Annotated in this window: 23 protein-coding genes; 5 read left to right on the forward strand and 18 right to left on the reverse strand. The window is 66.9% G+C overall.

The features are described from left to right. Nucleotides 1–3 precede the first annotated feature (3 nt). Both ku and VA603_RS13125 read right to left on the reverse strand, forming a co-directional pair. Nucleotides 4–912, reverse strand: a complete 909-nt coding sequence (ku, locus tag VA603_RS13120) for a non-homologous end joining protein Ku (RefSeq protein WP_323439116.1) — start codon at nucleotides 910–912, stop codon at nucleotides 4–6. A 451-nt stretch (nucleotides 913–1,363) separates the two neighbouring features. Continuing rightward, a complete protein-coding gene (locus VA603_RS13125; protein ID WP_132865988.1) occupies nucleotides 1,364–1,645 on the reverse strand; it encodes a DUF3247 family protein in 282 nt (93 codons plus the stop codon). 197 nt (nucleotides 1,646–1,842) lie between these two features. On the opposite strand from VA603_RS13125, the gene VA603_RS13130 reads away from it, so the two are divergent. Beyond that, a complete protein-coding gene (locus VA603_RS13130) occupies nucleotides 1,843–2,022 on the forward strand; it encodes a hypothetical protein (protein WP_132866245.1) in 180 nt (59 codons plus the stop codon). Between the two features lie 86 nt (nucleotides 2,023–2,108). Here the strand turns inward: VA603_RS13130 and VA603_RS13135 are convergent, their stop codons facing one another. The 5 genes from VA603_RS13135 to VA603_RS13155 all read right to left on the reverse strand — a co-directional run bounded on the left by VA603_RS13135 (nucleotide 2,109) and on the right by VA603_RS13155 (nucleotide 5,562). Then, nucleotides 2,109–2,570: an acetyltransferase gene (locus tag VA603_RS13135; protein WP_323439117.1), complete on the reverse strand. Its 462-nt coding sequence runs from the start codon at nucleotides 2,568–2,570 to the stop codon at nucleotides 2,109–2,111. Nucleotides 2,571–2,672: 102 nt separating this feature from the next. Beyond that, nucleotides 2,673–3,566 carry an NAD(P)/FAD-dependent oxidoreductase gene (locus VA603_RS13140; protein ID WP_323439118.1) on the reverse strand — a complete coding sequence of 298 codons (894 nt, stop codon included), beginning with the start codon at nucleotides 3,564–3,566 and terminating at the stop codon, nucleotides 2,673–2,675. Next, the gene (locus VA603_RS13145; RefSeq protein WP_323439119.1) at nucleotides 3,563–4,006 is read right to left on the reverse strand and encodes an RrF2 family transcriptional regulator; all 444 of its coding nucleotides are present in this window, start codon (nucleotides 4,004–4,006) and stop codon (nucleotides 3,563–3,565) included. Before VA603_RS13145 ends, VA603_RS13140 begins: the two co-directional genes overlap by 4 nt. Nucleotides 4,007–4,038: 32 nt before the next feature. Next, nucleotides 4,039–4,965 carry an alpha/beta fold hydrolase gene (locus VA603_RS13150; RefSeq protein WP_323439120.1) on the reverse strand — a complete coding sequence of 309 codons (927 nt, stop codon included), beginning with the start codon at nucleotides 4,963–4,965 and terminating at the stop codon, nucleotides 4,039–4,041. A gap of 18 nt (nucleotides 4,966–4,983) precedes the next feature. After that, a complete protein-coding gene (locus VA603_RS13155) occupies nucleotides 4,984–5,562 on the reverse strand; it encodes a TetR/AcrR family transcriptional regulator (protein ID WP_323439121.1) in 579 nt (192 codons plus the stop codon). Between the two features lie 226 nt (nucleotides 5,563–5,788). Between VA603_RS13155 and VA603_RS13160 the strand changes: the two genes are divergently transcribed. After that, nucleotides 5,789–6,682 (forward strand): ATP-grasp domain-containing protein, encoded by an 894-nt coding sequence (locus tag VA603_RS13160; RefSeq protein WP_323439122.1) that lies wholly within the window; start codon nucleotides 5,789–5,791, stop codon nucleotides 6,680–6,682. A gap of 14 nt (nucleotides 6,683–6,696) precedes the next feature. Here VA603_RS13160 and VA603_RS13165 read toward each other — a convergent pair whose 3' ends face one another. After that, nucleotides 6,697–7,575 (reverse strand): SDR family oxidoreductase, encoded by an 879-nt coding sequence (locus tag VA603_RS13165; RefSeq protein ID WP_323439123.1) that lies wholly within the window; start codon nucleotides 7,573–7,575, stop codon nucleotides 6,697–6,699. Between the two features lie 119 nt (nucleotides 7,576–7,694). Between VA603_RS13165 and VA603_RS13170 the strand changes: the two genes are divergently transcribed. After that, a complete protein-coding gene (locus VA603_RS13170; RefSeq protein ID WP_192285614.1) occupies nucleotides 7,695–8,108 on the forward strand; it encodes a winged helix-turn-helix transcriptional regulator in 414 nt (137 codons plus the stop codon). Between the two features lie 27 nt (nucleotides 8,109–8,135). Here the strand turns inward: VA603_RS13170 and VA603_RS13175 are convergent, their stop codons facing one another. The 5 genes from VA603_RS13175 to lexA all read right to left on the reverse strand — a co-directional run bounded on the left by VA603_RS13175 (nucleotide 8,136) and on the right by lexA (nucleotide 14,391). Further along, complete coding sequence (locus tag VA603_RS13175; protein ID WP_323439124.1) at nucleotides 8,136–8,402, reverse strand: hypothetical protein; 267 nt, start codon at nucleotides 8,400–8,402, stop codon at nucleotides 8,136–8,138. 86 nt (nucleotides 8,403–8,488) lie between these two features. Further along, the gene (locus VA603_RS13180) at nucleotides 8,489–11,746 is read right to left on the reverse strand and encodes an error-prone DNA polymerase (protein ID WP_323439125.1); all 3,258 of its coding nucleotides are present in this window, start codon (nucleotides 11,744–11,746) and stop codon (nucleotides 8,489–8,491) included. After that, on the reverse strand, nucleotides 11,743–13,161 hold the full coding sequence (locus VA603_RS13185; RefSeq protein WP_132865977.1) for a Y-family DNA polymerase: 1,419 nt from the start codon (nucleotides 13,159–13,161) through the stop codon (nucleotides 11,743–11,745). Before VA603_RS13185 ends, VA603_RS13180 begins: the two co-directional genes overlap by 4 nt. 9 nt (nucleotides 13,162–13,170) lie before the next feature. After that, nucleotides 13,171–13,785 (reverse strand): translesion DNA synthesis-associated protein ImuA, encoded by a 615-nt coding sequence (gene imuA / locus VA603_RS13190; protein ID WP_165931224.1) that lies wholly within the window; start codon nucleotides 13,783–13,785, stop codon nucleotides 13,171–13,173. Between the two features lie 3 nt (nucleotides 13,786–13,788). Next, the gene (gene lexA / locus VA603_RS13195; protein ID WP_132866243.1) at nucleotides 13,789–14,391 is read right to left on the reverse strand and encodes a transcriptional repressor LexA; all 603 of its coding nucleotides are present in this window, start codon (nucleotides 14,389–14,391) and stop codon (nucleotides 13,789–13,791) included. 268 nt (nucleotides 14,392–14,659) lie between these two features. Between lexA and VA603_RS13200 the strand changes: the two genes are divergently transcribed. Further along, on the forward strand, nucleotides 14,660–14,953 hold the full coding sequence (locus tag VA603_RS13200; protein ID WP_132865976.1) for a hypothetical protein: 294 nt from the start codon (nucleotides 14,660–14,662) through the stop codon (nucleotides 14,951–14,953). A gap of 27 nt (nucleotides 14,954–14,980) precedes the next feature. Here VA603_RS13200 and VA603_RS13205 read toward each other — a convergent pair whose 3' ends face one another. Further along, on the reverse strand, nucleotides 14,981–16,489 hold the full coding sequence (locus VA603_RS13205; protein ID WP_323439126.1) for an EAL domain-containing protein: 1,509 nt from the start codon (nucleotides 16,487–16,489) through the stop codon (nucleotides 14,981–14,983). Nucleotides 16,490–16,778: 289 nt separating this feature from the next. Between VA603_RS13205 and VA603_RS13210 the strand changes: the two genes are divergently transcribed. Further along, nucleotides 16,779–17,066: a hypothetical protein gene (locus VA603_RS13210; RefSeq protein WP_132865974.1), complete on the forward strand. Its 288-nt coding sequence runs from the start codon at nucleotides 16,779–16,781 to the stop codon at nucleotides 17,064–17,066. Nucleotides 17,067–17,194: 128 nt separating this feature from the next. Here VA603_RS13210 and VA603_RS13215 read toward each other — a convergent pair whose 3' ends face one another. The 4 genes from VA603_RS13215 to VA603_RS13230 form a co-directional block, all read right to left on the reverse strand. Then, nucleotides 17,195–17,557 carry a roadblock/LC7 domain-containing protein gene (locus tag VA603_RS13215; protein WP_132865973.1) on the reverse strand — a complete coding sequence of 121 codons (363 nt, stop codon included), beginning with the start codon at nucleotides 17,555–17,557 and terminating at the stop codon, nucleotides 17,195–17,197. Nucleotides 17,558–17,726: 169 nt separating this feature from the next. Further along, nucleotides 17,727–18,143: a hypothetical protein gene (locus VA603_RS13220; protein ID WP_132865972.1), complete on the reverse strand. Its 417-nt coding sequence runs from the start codon at nucleotides 18,141–18,143 to the stop codon at nucleotides 17,727–17,729. A 203-nt stretch (nucleotides 18,144–18,346) separates the two neighbouring features. Continuing rightward, entirely contained in the window at nucleotides 18,347–19,231 is an 885-nt protein-coding gene (locus VA603_RS13225) for a T6SS immunity protein Tli4 family protein (protein WP_132865971.1), read from the reverse strand. A 115-nt stretch (nucleotides 19,232–19,346) separates the two neighbouring features. Beyond that, nucleotides 19,347–20,969, reverse strand: a complete 1,623-nt coding sequence (locus VA603_RS13230) for an esterase/lipase family protein (protein ID WP_323439127.1) — start codon at nucleotides 20,967–20,969, stop codon at nucleotides 19,347–19,349.

Consider the following 20,969-nt stretch of genomic DNA (forward strand, 5'->3'; position numbering starts at 1 on the left):
GCCTCACCGCTGCGACGTTTTCCGCGTGGCCCGGGTCGAGCTCTTCCGGGCCTTGGTCGCCGCCTTGCCGGTGGCCTTCCGCGCCGGCGCCTTCTTCTTCGCCGGTGTGCGCCGCTTGCTTTCCAGGCTCTGCTGCAACAGCGCCATGAAGTCCACCACATTGGTCGCGGTACCTTCGCGCTCCTCGCCCCCTTCCTCCACGATGCGCGTGGTGCTGCCCTTGGCCTTGATGCGCTTGCGGATGATGGCCTCCAGGCGCTGCCGGAACTCGTCGTGATAGGTGTCAGGCGCCCATTTTCCGGCCATCGACGCGATGAGGTCCTTGGCCATGGCAATCTCCCGCGGGCTGATGCGATAGTCGGCGGCCTTTCCGGTGGGCAGCTTGTACTCGTCCGGTTCCACCAGCTCCTGCGGGTAGCGCAGCATCATCAGCACCAGCGCATCGCCTTCGTCCAGCACCGCACACAGGTACTCACGGGTACGTATGACCACCCGCGCGATGCCGGCCATGCCGGTACTCTTCAATGTCTCGCGCAGCAGAACGTAGCCCTTTTCGGCCTTCTTTCCCGGCAGCAGGATGTAGGGCTTCTCATAGAAGCGCAGGCCGATTTCCTCGCGTGGGACGAAGCTCTCCACCTCGACCGCGTCATGCGTCTGCGGCGCGGCCGAGGCGATGTCTTCCTTCTCAACGACGACGTAGCTGCCCTTGTCGTACTCGAAGGCCTTGACGATGTCCTTCCACGGCACTTCTTCGCCGGTATCGGCATTGACCCGCTCGAAGCGGATCGGCTTCCTGTCGCGGGCATCGAGCATGCGGAAGCTGATGTCGGTCCGCCGCTCGCCTGGCATCAGCGATACCGGGATGTTCAGCAGCCCGAAGGAGAGCGTGCCGGTCCAGATCGGGCGCGCCATGACGTACCTCGGAGGCAGGAGGAGGCGTACCACGCTGGACATCACCATCGAAACACAGCGTGAAGAATCGTCCCTCACCCGTTCACCGCGACGGCCGTGGAGGAACCCATGCCGCTGGCGATGCGGGGCCGCCCCCGGTGGCGTCATCGCTCCTTGCCCTTGTCAGGCTGATCGGGCGGTGGAGGCCCGCGCTCGGGATCATGCGGGGGCATCTCGGGATTGTCGGGGTCGGGCATGTCCGGGTTGGGCCGCCCGGGATTGCGGGGATCACGCATCGGGTCAGGGCTGCCCGGCTCACGGGGGGCGCTTGGGTCAGTCGGCGTGGGGGTGCTCATGGGCCACCTGCCATATCGGCGCGACGGGGGTGTCGCGGCATTGACCCTGTGCCCGGCGATGTTAGTCGTCGGTCATGCGCCGTGAATGTACGGCCTTGCCCGAGCCGGCGCGTGCCTCAATTGCTGCCGAGCCGGGTAAAGCTTTCGATCTCGTCCAGCCAGAGCAACTGCACGCCCTCACCCGGCACATCGATCGGCACCTGGCCGTTTGTCCCTTCCTCTTCCTGCGGCCCGCGGAACTGCTGGACCGAGGGGCGCTCGGTCACCGTGCCGGCAAGTACCCGCCCATCCCTCATCCGCAGTTCGACGATCAACTCTGCATCCAGTGCCAACTGCAATGCCTTCAGGTGATCGATTTCCGCCTGGTTGATATGCACGCGCGGTGCGGTCCTGGCCATGGGCGTCTCCTGGACGTCGAAACCGGCACCGTATGCGCGGCGCCGCTAACCTTGCATGAAACCCGCGTGCACGACCTTCACCTCGCCTACGTGTGTGCTGCACACGCCGTTACCACCCCATGACGCAGATTTCGCCTGTGCCCGCCAGCGCGGTCGGCACCGCCAAACCGCCCTCTTCCTTCACAGGACCTGCCGCCATGATCAGAGACCGCAAGGACCCGCCCGATCCGTCCGAAGACCGCGATCAGCCCGAATCCGGACACGAGCGGAAGCAACGCAAGGAACACGAGAGCCGCAACCAGGACGAGGCTCTGGAGGAAACGTTCCCGGCCAGTGATCCGGTGTCGCCATTTGTGCCTGCAAAGGCACCGGATTGACCGCTACGTTCGGCACGCGGGCAATCACCCCGTGATGCATGACGACGTGGTGCTTCCGGCCCTGCGCGCACAGATATCCGCCGGGATCAGGCTTCCTTCAGGTGCAACAGCGGGAACGGATTGCCCTGCCCGTCCAACGGCGAACGCCCCGACACGACGAAGCCGTTGGCCAGATAGAAGGCGACGGCACGCGGGTTCTGCTCGTTGACGTCCAGTTCCAGCGCCCCCTTCAACGCGCGTGCGTGCGCGAGCAACTGCCTGCCGCCGCCCTGGCGGAAGCGGGTGGGCGACACGAACAGGGCCTCGACCTTGTTGCCATCCAGGCCCATGAAGCCGATCGGTGCGTCAGCGTCATCGCTGGCGACCCAGACTTCCAGGTGGGGCAGCGCCTGATCGCGCACGATCGGCAGCAGTGCCTGGATATCCTGCTCGGACAGGAACGCATGCGTGGCGCGCACGGACTGCTCCCAGATCACGAGCAAGGCCGGGAGGTCAGTGTGTTGCAGGGGTCGAATGCGCACGAACAGCAGGCTCCAGGGAGGCCGCACATCCTACCGTTTCCGGCCTTCCCTGCAATGGGGGGCCCCTTTGTATCGGAGGCTTTGCGTGGAGGCGAACCCTCCACCCGGCACCCGCGGCTGGGTTGCCGCTCAGACCGTGGGAAACACCAGTGAGCGATGCACCTGCGCGCCGGCCCATGCACCATCGCCGACCGCCAACGACACCGAATGCGGCACACGGGCGGCATCACCGCAGGCAAACACACCGGGAAGTCCGGTCTGCTTGCTCTCATCAACCTGGATCTGCGTGCCCATCGGCGTACTGGCCAGCGGGCAGCCCAGCCGCTCGGCCAGCGGGGTGGATGGCGCGTTCAACGGTGCCGTGAACAGGCCCGCGAACCTCAGCCGGCGGCCATCCACCAGCACCACGTCGGCCTCACCCTCGATACGGGCGACCGGCGTCGACTCGATCCGTACACCGCGTCGCTTCAGCGCTTCCCGCGCCGCGGCATCGGGTTCCACGGCGTTGTTCAACAACAGCGTCACCTCACCCCACTCCGGCAGCAACTGCGCCTGGTGCAACGACATCGGGTTGACCGCGATCACCCCGATGCGGCCCATCGCCAGCTCGTAGCCGTGGCAGTACGGGCAATGGAAAACGCTGCGTCCCCAGCGCGCCTGTAGACCCTCGATCTCGGGCAAGGCATCGGAAACGCCCGTGGCCAGCACGAGGCGCCGCGCGCCGAACTGCCCCGAGCGCGCGGTGCTGACCACGAACGCGTCATGCGTGCCGGCGGCATCGACAGCCTCGTCCTCGCACCAGGACAGGCTCGGGTACGCCTGCAACTGTGCGCGGGCGATGCGGGCGATCTCGGCTGGATCGGCGCCGTCCTGCGCCAGGAAGCCATGCGAATGCGACGCCATGCGGTTGCGGCGCTGGCCGGCATCGATGACCAACACGCTGCGCCGTGCGCGTACCAGCTGCAGTGCCGCGGCCATGCCGGCATAACTGCCACCCACGATGATGACGTCGTACAGCTTCATTGCCTTGCTCCCTTGTGTGCGGCATGCCGGCGTGCGAAATCCTCGGCCAGGTCGGCCAGCGAAACCGCGGCGAATCGCTCGAGCAGCAGCGCTTCGGCATCCGCGAACGCGGTGTCCAAGGCTGCATTGACCGCCTGTTCCACCAGGCACTCGGGGTGCTCGTTGCGGTTGCCGATCGCGAACAGCGCGGGCTCGCCCAGCGCATCGTGCAACTCGCGCAGGCTGACCTTGCGCAGGTCCGCGGTGATTCGCCAGCCGCCGGCATGGCCGCGTTCGGCGGCAACCAACCCGGCGTCACGCAGCAGCCCCATGGTGCGGCGGACCACCACCGGGTTGGTGCGCAGGCACAGCCCCAGCGCTTCGGACGTCATGGGACTTGCCTGCTCGGCCATGTGCAGCAGGGCATGCAGGACGGAGGAAAGGCGGCTGTCTCGTTTCATGTAACTTATGTTGTTACATATAGGGCGAGACGTCAAACCGTCCCGCGTTCATCCGCCGCGATGAACGCCACGACCTGGTTTATAACCTCCGGATCCTCGAGCAGGCGCCGGTGGCCCAGTCCCTGCGTGGTATGCAGCCGCGCCCCCGGCCAGCTCGCGGCGATGGCAGCGCCCTCGGCATGCGCCACCTCACGGTCGTCGCGGTCATGCACCACCAACAGGCGGCCCACCGGCTTCACCTGCGGCAACCCGGTCACGTCGAACGCGGGCCAGCGGCGGCCCAGCCGTTGCTGTACATCGGCCTCGAACCGCGCCAGGGCCCGTGCATCCGCGCCCAAGGCACGCGCGAACGGCGCAATGGCTTCCTGCGGCCTGGCAAAGGGAGCAATGAACGCCAGCCGCGCCGGCATGCCGAGCCCTTCGCGCAGCGCCAGAGTCGCGGCAGTGCATCCACCGGAGTGCGCGACGAGGCCAACCAGCGGGCCCACTCCGGCGGTGACCTTTCCAATGGCGGCGGCGATTTCCACGAAGCTGACCCGTCGCCCACCCCAGTGGCTCGGCCCGGAGCTGCCATGCGCCGGCGCGTCAAACGCGAGCACTCGCAGACCGGCCGCGCACAGCGGTGCGACGAAGGCATGCATCTGTCCGGCATTGCCGCCCCAGCCATGCATCAGCAAGACTGCTGGGCCGTTGCCCCACGACCATACCGCCACGCGGCTTCCGTCCACATCCACATCATGCCGCTGGCCCGTCTCCAGGCGGGCCAGCGCGGCAGGCTTGGGCCGGGTCTGCGGGGCGGTGAACCACAACCGCGCCATCAGCCGCGCCGCCAGCGCCGGGCTCACCCATCCCGCCATGCGCATGCACGCGCGCATCGCCGCCAACCGCCAGTCCGCGTCGGCACGCCGGCGTGGTGATTTACGAACGACCGTACTATTTTTGTTGTGCACGGAATCCATGGCGCTACTCCTCGAGCCTCAGCGGGCGTTGCGGGGGGGAATGAAGGGGGTGATCAGGCGCTCGAAGGCGCGTAGCCCGCGCATGCGCGCCTCGGTGTAGTCGAACAGGCCGGAGTCGTGGTGCAGCACCATCGCAAAGCCGGTGATCTCGAACGCCAGCTGCGCCGGGTCGGTATCGGCGGCGAGTTCGCCCGCGGACACGGCCTGGTCGATCACCCGCGACAGGTAGCCGCGCCATCTCGCCTGCTGGCGTGCCAGGTGCGCGCGGACCGGCCCCGGCTGGTCATCGAATTCGCTGGCTGCCGCGGTGAACAGGCAGCCGCCGCCATTGCGCTCATGGCGGATCCAGTCGAACCAGCGATCAACGATGGCACGCAGCTGCGGCAACCCCGCCGGCTGCAGCGCCGCCGGCTCGATCACCTGCTGCACGAACCGCTGCGCGGTGGTGTCCAGCACCGCCAGTTGCAGGTCCTCGCGGGAGCCGAAATGGGCGAACACGCCGCTTTTGGACATGCCAACCGCATTGGCCAACACGCCGATGGTGAGCCCATCCAACCCGTTGACCCGCGCCAGGGCGCACGCCGTGCCGAGGATCACCTCCCGGGTCGCCGCACCTTTGCCTGCTGTCGTCTGCCTGACCATGCGGCGAATAAAAGCACAATCGTTCTTTTCATGCAAACACGGGCACGCAACCACGGCTTGCTACCGCCCTGCCCGTAAGGCTGCCCGCCATATATCCTGCATTGACCCTTTGCATCCGTGCCGGCCCCACTCAACGTCGGTGCGGACGGCCCTTCCTTTACATGCCTGTTTGATGCCCTCCGTGACCACCCTTGCCCTGATTACCGATGCCACCAGCCTCGACGACGACTACGACATGCCACCACTGCGCGATGCCTGCCAGGCCTTGGCGCTGGATGTCCGCATCTGCAACTGGGATGACCCGGACCAGGACTGGTCCCGCTTCAGCCACGTGGTGCTGCGCTCTCCCTGGGACTACACCCGCCGCCCCGACGCCTTCCTGGACTGGTGCGCGCACGTCAGCAAGGTCAGCCGCCTGGTGAACCCGCTGCCGGCCGTGCGCTGGTCGCTCGACAAGCATTACCTGGCCGACCTGGCCAGGGCCGGCGTGGCAGTGATTCCCAGCACCTTCATCGAATCGAAGGCATCGGCGCAGACGATGCTGGACGCGTTCCTGCAGGCGCACCCCGGACTGGATGAACTCGTCGTCAAGCCAACGGTCGGTGCGTCCTCGCGCAATGTGCGGCGGTTCCTGCGCGCCGATGCGATGCAGGCACTGCAGCACGCAGAGACCCTGCTGGACGCGGGCCATAGCGTCATCCTGCAGCCGTATCTGGCATCGATCGAACGGCAGGGCGAGACCGACCTGGTCTACATCAACGGCATCTACAGCCACGCGATCCGCAAGGCCGCGCTGCTGGCCCGCGACGGCACCACCAACGCCCCGACCCTGGGCTTCCTTTCCGCATGCGAGGCGACCGCGACCGAACGCGCGCTGGCCAGCGCCGCGCTGCAGGCGGCAAGCCGCACCCTCGGCCTCGATGCGCCGTTGCTGTATGCCCGGGTCGACCTGATCCATGCCGACGACGGCCAGCCGCAGCTGCTGGAACTGGAGATCCTCGAACCGTCGTTGTCCTTTCCGTTGGCCGAAGGCAGTGCGATGCGCTTTGCCCAGGCGCTCGCCGGATTGAAATAGGAGCGCTACCTCGCTTACGCGCTGTCCCTCCAGCGCGCCGCCGCCTCGGCGGCGAAAGCGGCATGGCTGCGCGGCGGCCTGCCCAACAGCGCCGTCATCCGGGCGACGGCCTGCGGGGTGGCCGGCGAACCCTGCTGCTGGAACCCCTGGAACATCATCCGCAGGTCATGCGCAAAGCCGGCCGGCACGTGGCCTGCCAGCTCCCGCTCGAAGCCCACCAGGTCATCACCCGCATAGGCGATGTCGCGGCCCAGTGCCCTGCCCCATCCGGCGCAGAGGTCGCTGGCGGTGAGGTTGTCCGGCCCGACCAGGTCATGACGGACCAACGGCAGTGCGCTCGCTGCATGCTCACGGCGCAGCAGTTCATCGGCCGCGACCTGGGCGATGTCACGGGTGTCCACGTATGCCATGCCGCGGTGCCCGACCGGATGCGGATAGCACCCCGCCTCCAGTGCATCCTTCAACGACAGGTCGTTCTGCATGAAGAAGGCCGGACGCAGGATGCTCGCCGCCATGCCGGTGGCCTCGATCATCCGTTCCGCCGCCACCTTGCAGGCGAAGTGAGGCACCTGCGGATGCAGCTCGCACTGGTAGACCGACAGGTAGACCACGCCGCGCACGCCGGCCTCCCGCGCGAGATTCAGCACCGTCAGCGTCTGCTGCAGCTCATCACCGACATTGGGCACCAGCAGGAACAGCGTGGAGATGCCGGCCAGCGCGGTGCGCATGCCCGCCACATCGGCCAGCTCCCCCTGCACCGCGGCAACGCCCGGCGGGAACCCCGCTGCGGCGGGAGAGCGGGTCAGCGCCCGCACCTCGGCGCCGCGCCCGGCCAGCAGCCGTACCACTTCACGCCCGGTATGACCGGTGCTGCCGGTGACAAGGATGGTCATTGCATGTTCTCCAGGAAGTGCGCCGTCGTGCATCCGGTTGGATGACTTGACGATCGGAAGGCCCGGGAGAATATTGAGTGCCTGTTCCGGTTGGAAGTACGCACCGTTCGGTAAGTGCAATGAGCAGTCAGCAACCTCAACCCGATCCGGCACCGACACTGTCCGACCGCGTGCGTCGCGGTGACCTGTTCACGGGCCAGGACAATTGCCAATCACGCGAAGCTTTCGCGCATGTCACCAGCCTGTGGGGCGTGCTGTGCCTTATTGCCCTGCGCGAGGGCACGCAGCGCTACGCAGAGCTGCGCCGCATGACCAATGGCATCAGCGAGAAGATGCTGGTGCAGACGCTCAAGCGCCTGGAAGCGGATGGTTTCGTGCGCAGAACCGCCCATGCCGTGGTCCCGCCGCGGGTGGAATACAGCCTGACCGGATTGGGCGAGGAAGTGGCCACGCATGTGGCGGCGCTGGCCGACTGGTTCGAGGTGAACCTGGCGCGCATCCAGCAGGCATCGCAGGGATCCCCGCCGGACTGACCCGGCGCGCCCATGGTGCGGCGGCACCTACTTCAGGGCGTCGACGCCCTTGCTGTGGAAGCGGCGCACCAGCTCCTCCAGGTACAGGTCCAGCGATTCGTGCTTCTGGTTGATGCCCCAGCGCACCGCATCGATCAACGTGGCATCACGCATCTCGCCCGGCGGGCTGAAGTCGTTGGCGCGCTTTGCCCGATAACGACGGGCACGTTCGGCCTGGGTCAGCGGTTCGCTGTAGATCTTGGGACGGCCACGCTTGCGCGGGGCATCGGCTTGTGGGGTGTTCTCGTCCTGCATTGCTTCAATTCTCCAGCGACCCGCGCACCTTAAAGTCACGCATCACAAATAACCAGCCCACCAGGAGCGACCAAGGCCGCGCCTGTTCAATGGAAGTCCCGCGATTCCACCTGCAGCTCCCCGAGCAGTTCGCTCAGGTCGTACAGGTCACCGGCAATCAGATGCTCCACGCCATCCACCTTTTCCCAGCGCCCACGCACCGCCATCAGGCGTGACTCCAGCAACGCGCGGCGCCGGCGCAACGCTACGTGCGGCCAGACGATCACATTGATCATTCCGCACTCGTCTTCCAGCGTGACGAAGATGGTGCCCTTGGCCGTGCCCGGGCGCTGCCGCTGCGTCACCAGCCCCGCCACATGCACGCCGCTGCCATGCGAGCGCTGGCGCAGCGCATCCAGCCCGGCGATGCGCCGCCGCGTCATCTCCGCACGCAACAACGCCATGGGGTGTTGGCGCAGGGTCAGGCCGGTGCTGTTGTAGTCGGACAGGATCTCCTCACCGGTTTCCGGTGCATGCAGTTCCACCGGACGCTCCTCCGGACTGCCCGGCAGCAGCGGCCGGCTGCGCTCGATACCGGCCACCGCCCAGCGCGCTGCATTGCGGTTGCCCACCAGCGACTGCAGCGCACCGGCCTCGGCCAGCGCCTCGCGCGCCTTTCCATCCAGCCCGGCACGCTGGCACAGATCAGCCACGCTGCTGAACGGCCGTTGCCGCCGTGCCTCCATCAGCGCCCGCGCGGCGGCCTCGGAGAACCCGGCCACCTGGCGCAGGCCCAGCCGCAACGCCGGCTGCATGCCGGGATCGGCATCACTGCGCCACGGCCGTCCGCCCTGCAGCAGGTTGTCCCAGTCACTGCACATCACGTCCACCGGCAACACCTCGATGCCCTCGCGCGCGGCGTTGCCACGACGGGCGTCCTGCACGATCTGGCTGGCCGAATAGAACCCCATCGGCTGCGAATTCAACAAGCCGCAGGCGAACGCGGCCGGCTCGTGCCGCTTGAGCCAGCAACTGGCGTACACCAGCTTGGCGAACGACGCAGCGTGGCTCTGCGGGAAGCCGTAGGAACCAAAGCCCTTGATCTGCTCGAAGATCTGGTCGATGAACTCCGACGAATAGCCCTTCTTTTCCATCAGATAACGAATCTTCTTGCGATGCGGTTCCATGTCACCGCCGCGTCGCCAGGCCGCCATCGAACGCCGCAGCCCATCGGCCTCATCGGCCGAATAGCCGGCATGCATCACCAGTTCCATCACCTGCTCCTGGAACAACGGGATGCCCAGCGTCTTGCCGAGGATGTCCTTCACCCCATCGGATGGATACGTGACCGGCTCCAGCCCCTGCCGCCGGCGCAGGTAGGGGTGGACCATGTCGCCTTGGATCGGCCCTGGGCGCACGATCGCCACTTCGATCACCAGGTCGTAGAAGGTCCTGGGCTTCAGCCGCGGCAGCATCGCCATCTGCGCGCGCGATTCGATCTGGAACACGCCGATGGTGTCGGCGCGCTGGATCATCGCGTAGGTGGCCGGGTCTTCGGAGGGAATGCTGGCCAGGTCGAAGTCGCGCCCGCGGTGCGCACGCACCAGGTCCAGCGTCTTGCGCAGGCAGGTCAGCATGCCCAGCGCCAGGCAGTCGACCTTGAGCAACTCCATGCTTTCCAGGTCGTCCTTGTCCCACTGGATGATGGTACGGTCGGCCATGGCCGCGTTCTCCACCGGTACCACGCTGGACAGTGCACTGTCGGAGATCACGAAGCCGCCCACGTGCTGCGACAGATGCCGCGGGTGGTCGCGCAACATTTCGGTCACGTGCAACACCTTGGCGATCAGCGGATTCTCCAGGTCAAAGCCGGCCTCGGTAATGCGCTGCTCCATCGGGGTCTCGCCGTTGCCCCAGCCATAGCAGTTGGAGAGCAGGCTGATCTGGTCCGGCGGCAGGCCGAACACGCGCGCCACGTCACGCACCGCGCTCTTGCCGCGATAGCTGATGACCGTGGCCGCCAACGCGGCGCGGGCACGTCCATATTTGCGGTAGACGTACTGCAGCACCTCCTCGCGTCGCTCGTGCTCGAAGTCCACGTCGATGTCCGGCGGCTCGTCGCGCGCCTTGGACAGGAAGCGCGAGATCAACAGGCGGTTCTCGCTGGGGTCCACGGCGGTGATGCCCAGCGCATAGCAGACCGCCGAATTGGCCGATGAACCACGCCCCTGGCACAGGATGTTGCGGTCGCGCGCGAAGCGGACGATGTCGTGCACGGTCAGGAAGAACGGCTCGTACTTGAGCTCGGCGATCAGTTCCAGCTCGTTCTCGATGTCATCGCGCACCTTCGGCGGCAGCGGCCGGGTCTCGTTCCAGCGCTCGGCGATGCCTTGTTCGGTCAGCGCACGCAGGTAGCTGGTCGGGGTATGCCCGGCCGGCACCAGCTCGGCCGGGTACTGGTAGTGCGTGTCGCGCTTGAGTTCAAACTGGCAACGCTCGACCAGCGCCACCGTGGCCTGCAGCAGCGCCGCCGGGTAGATATTGCCCAAGGTGCGCCGGGCGCGCAGGTGGCGCTCGCCATTGCGGAACAGGTGCGCGCCGGCCTCGGCCAATACAACGTTGTGACGGATGGCGGTGAGCGTGTCCTGCACGATGCGGTCGCGACGGCGCGCCATATGCACATCACCACTGGCCAGCGGCACCAACCCGGTCGAGCGGGCCAACGCCAGCAACGCGGCCAATCGCTCGGCGTCATTCCATTCGCGGTGCAGCTCCACCGCCAGGAAGGCACGCGCACCGAACACCGCTTTCAACCACCTGCCCTCGTCCGCTTCGGGCTCGACGGCCGGCAACCACAGCGCGAACAAGCCGGGCGGCTGGTCCTGCAGCACGCGCTCCACGTCGGCCCGCCCGAGCCGGTACTCCCCCTTGCCTGCCGCACGCCGTCCATCCGTGATCAAGCTGCACAACTGCCGGTAACCGGCGCCGTTCTCCACCAGCAGCACCAGCTTCAGGCCATCGGCCAGCGTGAACTCACTGCCGACGATCAGGCGAACGCCGGTCGCTTTTGCCGCTTCCCAGCCCCGCACGATGCCGGCCAACGAACATTCATCGGTGATGGCCAACGCGCTGTAACCACATTCCCGCGCCCGCTCGAACAGCTTTTCGGCGCTGGAGGCGCCGCGCAGGAACGAGAAGTCGGACAGGCAATGCAGCTCGGCATAGGCAGGGCTGCCGTCGGCCGCGTGATGTGCCACATCGTCGTTGGCCGCGGCGGCCAGACGTTGCCCCACGCGCCAGTTGCGCGGTGCACGTGCACCTGGTGTATCGGGTTGCACACCCGGCGGCAGGTCATCCCGGCTCATGCGAACCAGCCCTGCAGCATCCAGCCCTGCTGCTCGCCCGGCGCGGCGAATACCCACGCGCGTTGCCCGTGCGCGGTCTCGACCACGTAGTAATCGCGGCGTGCATCGTCACCGTCCCACCAGCCACTTTCCAGGCGCTCCGGCCCGGACAGGATGCGCACCCGCCCGTCCCGCAGCGGCACCGGTTCGGGCAACAACCAGGTCGGGCGCGGTGGGCGCTGCGGTGCGGTCGTCTCCACCGCTGCATCACCGCTGACCTTTTTCCACGCCCGTTCCGGGCGCGGGTCGTCGCCGGCCGCCAGCCGATACACCGCCTCGTCCCCCAGGCGCGCCCGCAACCGTTCGCGCAGGTGCGGCCAATCCATCGCCTGCTGCGGGCGGGTATCAAACAGGTCACGCGCGGCCGGGATGAACGGCGGCAGCTGCCGCGCCAACAAGCGCATGCCGACCACCGGGCGCGGGATCTCCACCCGCTCCAGGCGGTTGCGCGACAGCTCGAACAGCATCGATGGCGAACGCTCCGCCGCCAGCAGGCCGACTTCCACGTCGGTATGGCCTTCCTCGTGCTCCAGCCGCAACAGGAAGCGCTGCACGCCGCCGTCGCGGATGGACAGATAGGTGCACAGGTCGCCGATCAGGCGCCGCAGCGGGAACAGCAAGGCAGTATGCGTTTCCACCTCATAGCCCAGCTCCAGGCGTGAATCGAAATGGTCCGGCGGGGCATAGCAGCTCAACGGGTCATCGGCTTCGCCATACAAGCGGCGCAGGTGCTCCAGCACCTCGCCACCGAAGCGGCGACGCACGCCTTCGCTGGGCAGCCCTCGCAACGCGGCCAGGGTACGCACGCCCATGCGATGCAGGCGCTCACCAGCATCACCGGGCAAGGCCGCACGCCGCACCGGCACTTTGTCCAGCAGGCCCTGCAACGCGGGCAACTGGGTAACCGCCATGCCATCGCGCAGGCCCACCAATACCCGCGCCGCACGCGGGGTGGGTGCCAACGCGATGCGGTGACGGAAGCCCAGGGTGTCCAGCTCCTTGCGCAGGCGCCGCTCGAAGCGCGGCCACGGCCCGAACAACTGGAAGCTGGCCTTCACCTCCAACACGATCGCATGCGACCACTGCTGGCTCACCAGCGAACTGTGCCGGTATGCCCACGCGGCCAGAAAGCGATGCCAATGCGCCTCGGCCTTGGGATCGAAGTCCAACGTGCGCACCTGGGCCAGCAATGCATGCGCCGCCGACAGCCGCATGCCCGGCGCCAGCCCATGCTGGGCGGCGCTGTCGTTGACCGCGTACAGGCGACGCAGCTGCGCCGGGCCATCCACCAACGCCAGCGGCAGTTCGGGGTCCGGCAGGCGGCGCAGGACCGCGTCCAGCGCCAGCTGTGGCAACAGAATGCAGGCCCAGAGCATGGCGTGCGCTCACTGCACCAGTCGCAGGGGCTGCGACGGCACCTGTCCGCCGCGGCATTTGCGCACCTGCCAGGCATCCTGCGCCGGTAGGTATTCCAGCCGCAGCGCGGCCGGCGAGGCATTCACCGCATGGCGTCGATCACGCAATGCAAAACCACAGCAATCGCCGCTGTCGGCCGCCACCTGCAGGCGTCGCATCGCCCGCGCATCGGCAGTTTTGGGCCAGCCCAGCACCGCCGCACAGGCACCGCTGCGCAGGCATTGCTCGAACGCCCACAGCGCATCACGCGGCTCGGCTTCCACCACCTCCAGCCCGGCCAGCGCCACGCCGCCGGACTGCCATGCCGGCGCATAAGGAATGTACGGAGGCGCCACCAGCACCACCCGGTTGCCGGCCTGCGTCATCCGCGCCAGCGTCGGCAGCAGCAACGCGATCTCGCCCACGCCATCGGCTGGCAGCAGCAGTTCCGTCAGTGCCTTGCGCGGCCAGCCACCGGTGGGCAACACCGCGTCCAGCGGGGCGTGGCCGGTGGCCTCGCCCTCATGGTTGAGCGCACTGCCACGGCTGGCCCGCCATACCGTGCGTGCCGCCATCAGCTCGTCCAGGGCCAGTACTTCGCCCATTGTTCAACCCTGCCTGATCAGGCCGCAGTAGATGCCTTCGATGGCGAAGTCGGCGTCGGCCGCCACCACGATCGGCGCATGTGCCGGGTTGCGCGGCAACAGGCGGATCCCGTCGCGCCCCCGCTCCAGCCGCTTGATGGTGATTTCATCGTCCAGGCGCGCCACCACGATCTGGCCGTTGCGTGCCTCGCCGCTGCGCTGCACGCCCACCAGGTCACCGTCCAGGATGCCGTCGTCGATCATCGAATCGCCCTGCACCTGCAGCAGGTAGTCCGGGCGCCGCGCGAACAGGCCGCGGTCCAGCCGCAGTTGCCGCTCCAGGCCGATGTCCGGCCCGATCGGCCGACCGGCCGCCACCCGGCCCAGCACCGGCAGGTCCAGCACGGCCTGCGGCTCGGCCCCGGGGATGCGGATGCCCCGCTTCTGCCCGCTGCGCAGCTCGATCAGCCCGGCCTCGGCCAGCGCCTGCACATGCTTCTGCGCGGCGTTGCGCGAGGCAAACCCGCAATGGGCCGCGATCTCGGCCAGGCTGGGCGGCGCGCCCTGGCCCACCCGCTCGCGCAGGAAGGCCAGTACCGCTGCACGTTGGGAGGACAATTCTGACATGGTGTACATATGTACACCAAAGACATTCAACTGCCAATAACGGATTGCAAAACCTGACAGGCACGTCGCCGGCAAGCGGTCTCCCCGCGCCCATTCACCTCACGCGCGCCACTGTCCATGGCCCCATCAACGCTATCTGCCGGAAACCAGACTGCAGCATCTGTAGGAATAAACTTACAGGGCGTCGGGCCTAACCCGCATTGTGTAAGGGCCATCCCGACGGGAACATTCCTAACTTCTGACAGGCAGCCACGGCGTTGGATGCTTTATGAGTTACGAAAACCTACAGGCCAGTTTTGACAGCCTGGCCCAGGAAATCGTCGTCTACGCCTTCGCCCTGCGCGATGGCGAACGCAAGCACATGATGCGCGAGCTCTGCCTGATCGCCGGCCAGATTGCCCAGGTGGTGCAGGGACGGGCCGATGAGGTCAAGATCCTGTGCGCGCTGGACGGCACCATCCACCGCGCCAACAGCATGGTCAACGCCGTGGAGCAGTGCGAGAACATCCGCGAGCGCACCGCGCGCCATTACCTCGGCAACCGGCACACCTGCCGCGATTGATCACCGCATCGTTGCGCCGCCGCTGCGTTACCCACCCACCGCTCCACCCTGCCGGCCCTGGACGAAGGCCTTGAAGGCATCGGCAGGCAACGCCTTGGCATACAACCAGCCCTGCGCGTACTGGACGCCAGCTTCCATGAGGTAACGCGCCTGCGCCTCGGTCTCCACACCTTCGGCCACCATCGCCAGATTCAACTGGTGTGCCATGCTGATGATGTGGTTGACCACGATGCTCTGGGCGGCCTCCTGGTCGATGGCCTTGACGAAGGACTTGTCGATCTTCAGCGCATCCAGCGACAGCCCCTCAAGCAGCGACAGGCTTGAATAGCCAGTACCGAAATCGTCGATCACCACGCGGTGGCCCGCGGCGCGCACCTTCCGGATCGCCACCGCGGCAGCGGAGGCATTCATGAAACCGTGCTCGGTGATCTCCAGCCAGACCTGCGATGGGTCCACGCCTGCCCGGCTCACCGCCTGGGAAAGCCGGGGCAGGAAGCACGCCGTCTCCATGTCATCGGCGGGGATGTTGAGGCTGACATGCAGCTCGCCATGTGCACGGAAGAAGGCGCCCATTTCCTCCAGCGCGGTTTCGATCACCAGTTCCGTCAGCGCCGAAGTCAGGCCCTTGGCTTCGGTCAGGGGCAGGAACTCGCCGGGCAAGGCGATCCGGCCATCCGGCTGCGGCCAGCGCACGAGCGCCTCGGCCCCCCGGCAACGGCCGGTCGTAAGATCCATGATCGGCTGGTAATGCACCACCAGTTCGCGGTTCCTGATCGCCCGCTTCAGGGCTTTCTCTGGCGACGGCTGCTGCCGCCACACGCACAGGATCAGGCCCAGCAGCATGGCCGAGATGACGCCACCGATGAGCACGGTGTAGCGCCAGTCCAGCAACAGCGATGCTTCGTGCGCATCCTTCTCGACCAGCGCGAACGCGACCAGGCCCGAAACCGGGCGCGCGGCAAAGACGAACTGGTCGGCGCGCGGCGAATGGCCTCCGACCAGCAGCGCCTGCACGAGCTGCGGGTCAACCTGCGTGGAGGATTCCAGCACGCGCCCCTGGCGGCTGGCCACCCCGTACACCGTGCCCTTGTCCGCGACCAGGTCGGTGAGCCGCCCCGGCGTGATGAGCACGCCATAGTCCCCGCGCCGGATCTCGACGCGCGGGCTACCCTTGAACAGGACCGGACGCTCGGCATAGGACAGCCAGTTGCCACCGCCGATATCAAGGTCGGACGGATGCGCCGGCACCGGCGGATCGATGCTGCCCAGCCGCGAGCAGACCAGTTCCGAGTTCCTGAAGAAGCCCACGTCCTCGATACTGCGCGAGTCCGCGGCCACCTGCCCCATCATCTTGCGGTGCGCGAGCGAACAGTCGGTCCGGTCGATGCGCTGCGCACGCGACAACGCCTGCCTGGCATCATCCAGCGTGCGTTCCACGCGTGATGCGGTCCAGGCAGCTGCATTGCCAACGTATTGTTCCTGCGCCCTCAGTGACTGCGCCTGCAGCAGCTTCGACACGCCAAGCAGGGGGAGCATGCCTGCGGTGATTGCCAGAAGCACTGCGCTGAACATTACCGATCGTTTTCTCATGCACCCTCGCAATGTCGGCATGCCCTTTCCCTTGGGCAAACCGTCATTACGATACACCCGCCATTCACCGCCATGGGGGAAGGGCCGTTTCAGCCCCGGGCCTGGCCAGCGACCCATCGACGCTACGTCCGCCAGGCCTCCGGCAACTGGCCGTAAAAGCCCCTTGACGCCTGGCCTGCCGTCAGGAGCATACTGGCCAAAACCGTGACATCCGTTGCAGATTCAGGGGGCTGTGATGGGATTTGCAGAGCTGCGCGCAGCGCTTGAGGACTCGGCCTCCGAGCTGATCGCCCATGCCTATGGCATGTCACACGCCGAACGGTCTTTCCACCTTCAGCGGGTCGGCCTGCTGGCCGGCCGGGTGCTGTCGGCCGCCGACGGATTGCCCGATGCGGAGGCCGTGGCCGCATCGGTTGATGCCCTGCTCCACCGGGTCCAAAGCCATGTCGGGGCCATTGAGCAGTGTGAGCGGATCCTGCGAACAGCCCCCGGGTGGCTCACTCCGTCCCGGCGCCTGCCCTGACGAAAACGGCCCGGGGAACCGGGCCGTGGCGGTCGCCAGGCAGCAAGCCGCTGCCTGGCGTGGTCTGCAGCAGTCCCCAGGACGAGCGCTGCAGGTGACCGCCCAAAGCGATCGGTGACACGCCTTGCTTACTTGAAGTCGAGCGTCTGTTCGAACGACTTCAGTGCGTGGCGTGCCAGCGCCAGGTTGGCGCGGGAGCGGTCCAGTACCACGTACAGGAACAGGTCCTGGTTGCTCTCCAGCGGGCGCAGCAGGTGGTACTGCTTGGCCAGGGTGATCAGGACATCGTCAATGGTGTCGGTCAGCCCCAGCGAAGCAGCGGCACGACGCTTGGCGCGCACCACTTCGGCGTTGCCGGCAGCGGCGATCTCCATGTTCAACGAACCGCCCCCGAGCAGGCCCAGGGCCATGCCGCTGCCGCTGTCCACCAGCGCAGCACCCACAAAACCCTCCAACTCGCTCAACTTGTCCAGCTTCACGTTTCCAGCCATCGCTTGATCCTTTTCGACTCCATGGTGACCCGCTCGCACGCCGGCAGGCCGGCCGCGCAAGCGATTGGGGCGGAGTCTAGGAGCGCAGGGGAACGGGCTTCACTCACGGATGATCGCAAATCGTCGCGCATGTTCTCTTTCGATCACACGCAATGGCGATGGCCATACCTCAACAGGCGACGGTATAGGCCAGCAGGCGCTTACCCACCACGGCCAGGATACGGTTGAGCAGTTCGACATCCGTGGGCTGGCCCAGGTCCAATGCCTGCTTGATGACGCGTTCGGGCAGGTCCAGGCTGGCGGCCGCCGCCCTGAAATCGCGCCCGCTGGCAAACATCTCGTTGATGACCATCACCTTGAGGGCCTCGCCGGGCGAGAGCCGCACGAAGAAGGAAGGCGAAGGCCGGGCCTTGGGAACGCGGATGGGCAGCTTGGAGCGCACGCAGCGGGCGATCTCCGCCAACAGCGCACCCTTGAGCTCGATGAGCGGATCACGGCGGGCGGCAACGGAAACTTCCGGCCAGTCAACCAGCGCCACCTTCACTTTTCCCTGGCTGGCATCCACTCGTACCGCGTACTTGAACATCCCGTGATCTGGCTGGTTTCCCCGAGGCAAATCTAGCAAACGGAATGTGAAGAGAACTGTCCACGCAGATCACAAATCAGGGGGCGTGCTCCCCCACGAACACCCGCCGCCATTGCAAGGGAGAAGCCTGTAGCGCCAGCATGATCGACGCCATCAATCGATAGGACAGATGGCGGCGATGCAGCCCGGTCGCGGCAGGCGCGTCAGATCGCGCCCGGGCGCAACCGCAGGCTGCCCAGCACCTGGTCCCAGGCCGCCAGTGCCTCGGCATCGTTGCCAAAGGCGGCGGCCGGTGCAGCCTGTTCCTCGGTCAACAACTGCAGCGAGAGGAACGGGAACTGCAACGACTCCGCGCGCCCCTGTGATTCCCACAGGAACGCGTACATGCGTTTGCCACCTTCCTCGGCATGGGCAAGGATCTCCTGCCCCTGGATCGGCCCCACGTCGCGCTCACCACGGCGCAGGTTGCGCATCTTCGCCTGGGCGGCGGCGTACTCGGGTGGCAGGTCGCTACTACGCTGCAACAGCGGGCGGTCCGGCCGCCCGGTCACGTACGACATCAGCGTCATCCGGGCGCCCGGATAAGCGCGTGGACGCAGGCCGATGGTCATCTCCTCGCTGTTGATGCGGTTGCCCGCGATGAAGCCCGAGTCGATGCAGAACCCGGCGGCGGTCGGGATGGTGGCGGGATCGCGGTAACTGATGCGCGGGCGCAGGGCGCGATAGTTCTCGATGGCGGCCGGCAGTTTGGCCGCATCGGTCTCGCCGCTGACCAGGTAGCGCACGCCATGCGCACGGTCCAGCACATACAGTTCCTGCCGATGGCCGGCCTTGCTGGTGTCGCTCACCCAGGAGGTCAGCAGCACCGCATCCTCGTCGATGCGGGTCTGGCTCACCGACATGCTGCCACCCAGCCGATGCGACGCGGCCGCCAACGCAGCCTCGCGCGCGGCAACCTGCTGCCGGAACCGTTCGGTCGAAACGCCGGTGGCGGTCTCCACCTTCTTCTTCGCATACACGTAGCCAGGGTTGACCGTGGTACCGGCCGGGACATCCAGCAGGAATCGTCCAACGCACAATGTCTTCATATCGCTTTCCCGTTGTAGCGGCGCCGCACAGGCAACACCCGCGGCGCCAAGGGCCAATACCGTCAACGCCAGCAGGACGCGCAATGCCGGCCATCCCGAGGCCATCGTCACCCGCTCAGGCCCAGTCCGCGCCCTGCGCCAATCGCACTGCGGCGTACAGGGTTGCCCATCGCGTGCGTTCGTCGTTGTAGCTGCCTTGGTGGTCATAGCCCTTCTTTCCCCTTTTCGCGTACTCGCCGGTACCGAGACTGCCTTGCCGGAAACACGCCAGCACATCGATTTTCGGGGCGGCACCTGAACAGGCCGGCACCGTGCCGTCACCGGGGTCCGCCGGGTCGGCGATCTCCAGTTTGATCTGACCGCCTGGACCCTTGAGCTTGACCTTCCCGTTGCGGTTGTCCGACACCGTCTCCATGCCGTCGGCACTCATCATGCTGCCCCCGCTCCAATGCAACTCCCCCCAGCTCAGCTGCTTTGCATCGTCGCCGTAGTGCACGTAACTGGGCGCGTGGTACTTGCGGCTGATGTCCTTGTGGAAGAACTGCACGCCTTCGATGTTGATCTGGAACGAGGTGCGCGCCGACAACGTCGGGCCATCCTCCTCCTCGCGTGCCGACGCCGCTTCCGCGGTCGGCGCGGAGGGGTCGAGCAGCTCGGTATTGCCCTCCGGGACCAGCCCGTACCATTTCGTGTTGAGGTAGATCTCCTTGTACGGGTCACCGTTGAACGGGATCCGCGCCCCGTTGTCGCCCAGCTGCAACCATGGCTTGCCCTGGTTGTAGTCGGCGGCCGGCAGCAGTTCCAGGCCACCTGGCGCCTGCGCCAGGATCGCGATCACTTCCCCCGCATTGCGGCCCAGGATGATGCTGGAGACGCCGGTATAGCCCGCGCGGCAATGGTGATAGGTCGCGGCGGCGCCGGTCGCCGGCATCACGCCATGCGAGATCCCCAGCAGGTTGCCATAGTTCTCCAGCCGCGAAATCGCACGCGATACCAACCCGCCCATCGAGTGCGTCACCAGCACCACCTTCTTGGCACGGACGCCGCGCTTGGCGTAGTACGGCAGGATCACCTGGTCGATGCGGGCGATCATGTCGCGGGCAGACAGGCGATTGCTCTGCAGCCAGTTGTAGCCGCCGGACCAGACCTCGAAGCGATAGTGCGCGGCCTTCTTGCACTGCTCCGGTGTCAATGCCGCGCTCATCCCGTTCTGCTCGCCGTACTCGGCCGGCGCGCGTACGCCATCGCCGCTCCACCACGGCTGCAGCTTGCCGGCGGACATCAGGTCGTTGAGCTTGCGATGCATCTCGGCCATCACCGGGTTGTAGGCCGAGCGCATCAGCGAGCCCCATCCGCGTTCACGCGCCAGCGCTTCGGGGATGGTGCCCTCCGCGTCCAGGGAGCCGCGCTCGTCCACCTCGGACGTCAACGGGTTCAACAAGCGTTGCCGGGTAGCCGCGCCCCGGAACAGGAACACGACCATCTGCCCCAGCGCCCCCAGGATCGCGCCCACGCCGTCGGTATTGGGCGGCCGCCACACCGGGTCACCGGTGATCGTGGACTTCAGGTTGGTCCCCATGATGCCGGGCACGAAGATCACCGGGATCACCGCATCGGTGTCGGCCTCGACCACTTTTTCGCGCTGGTCCTTCAACGCGGTCAGGCGCGCGCGCGCGACCGGGCGTCCGTCGGCATCCCAGTCGCCGGTCGGCAGCAGTACTTCGTCTTTCTCATCCAT

Origin of the sequence: Stenotrophomonas capsici, assembly GCF_034961085.1 — a bacterium.
Taxonomy (GTDB): Bacteria; Pseudomonadota; Gammaproteobacteria; order Xanthomonadales; family Xanthomonadaceae; genus Stenotrophomonas; species Stenotrophomonas capsici.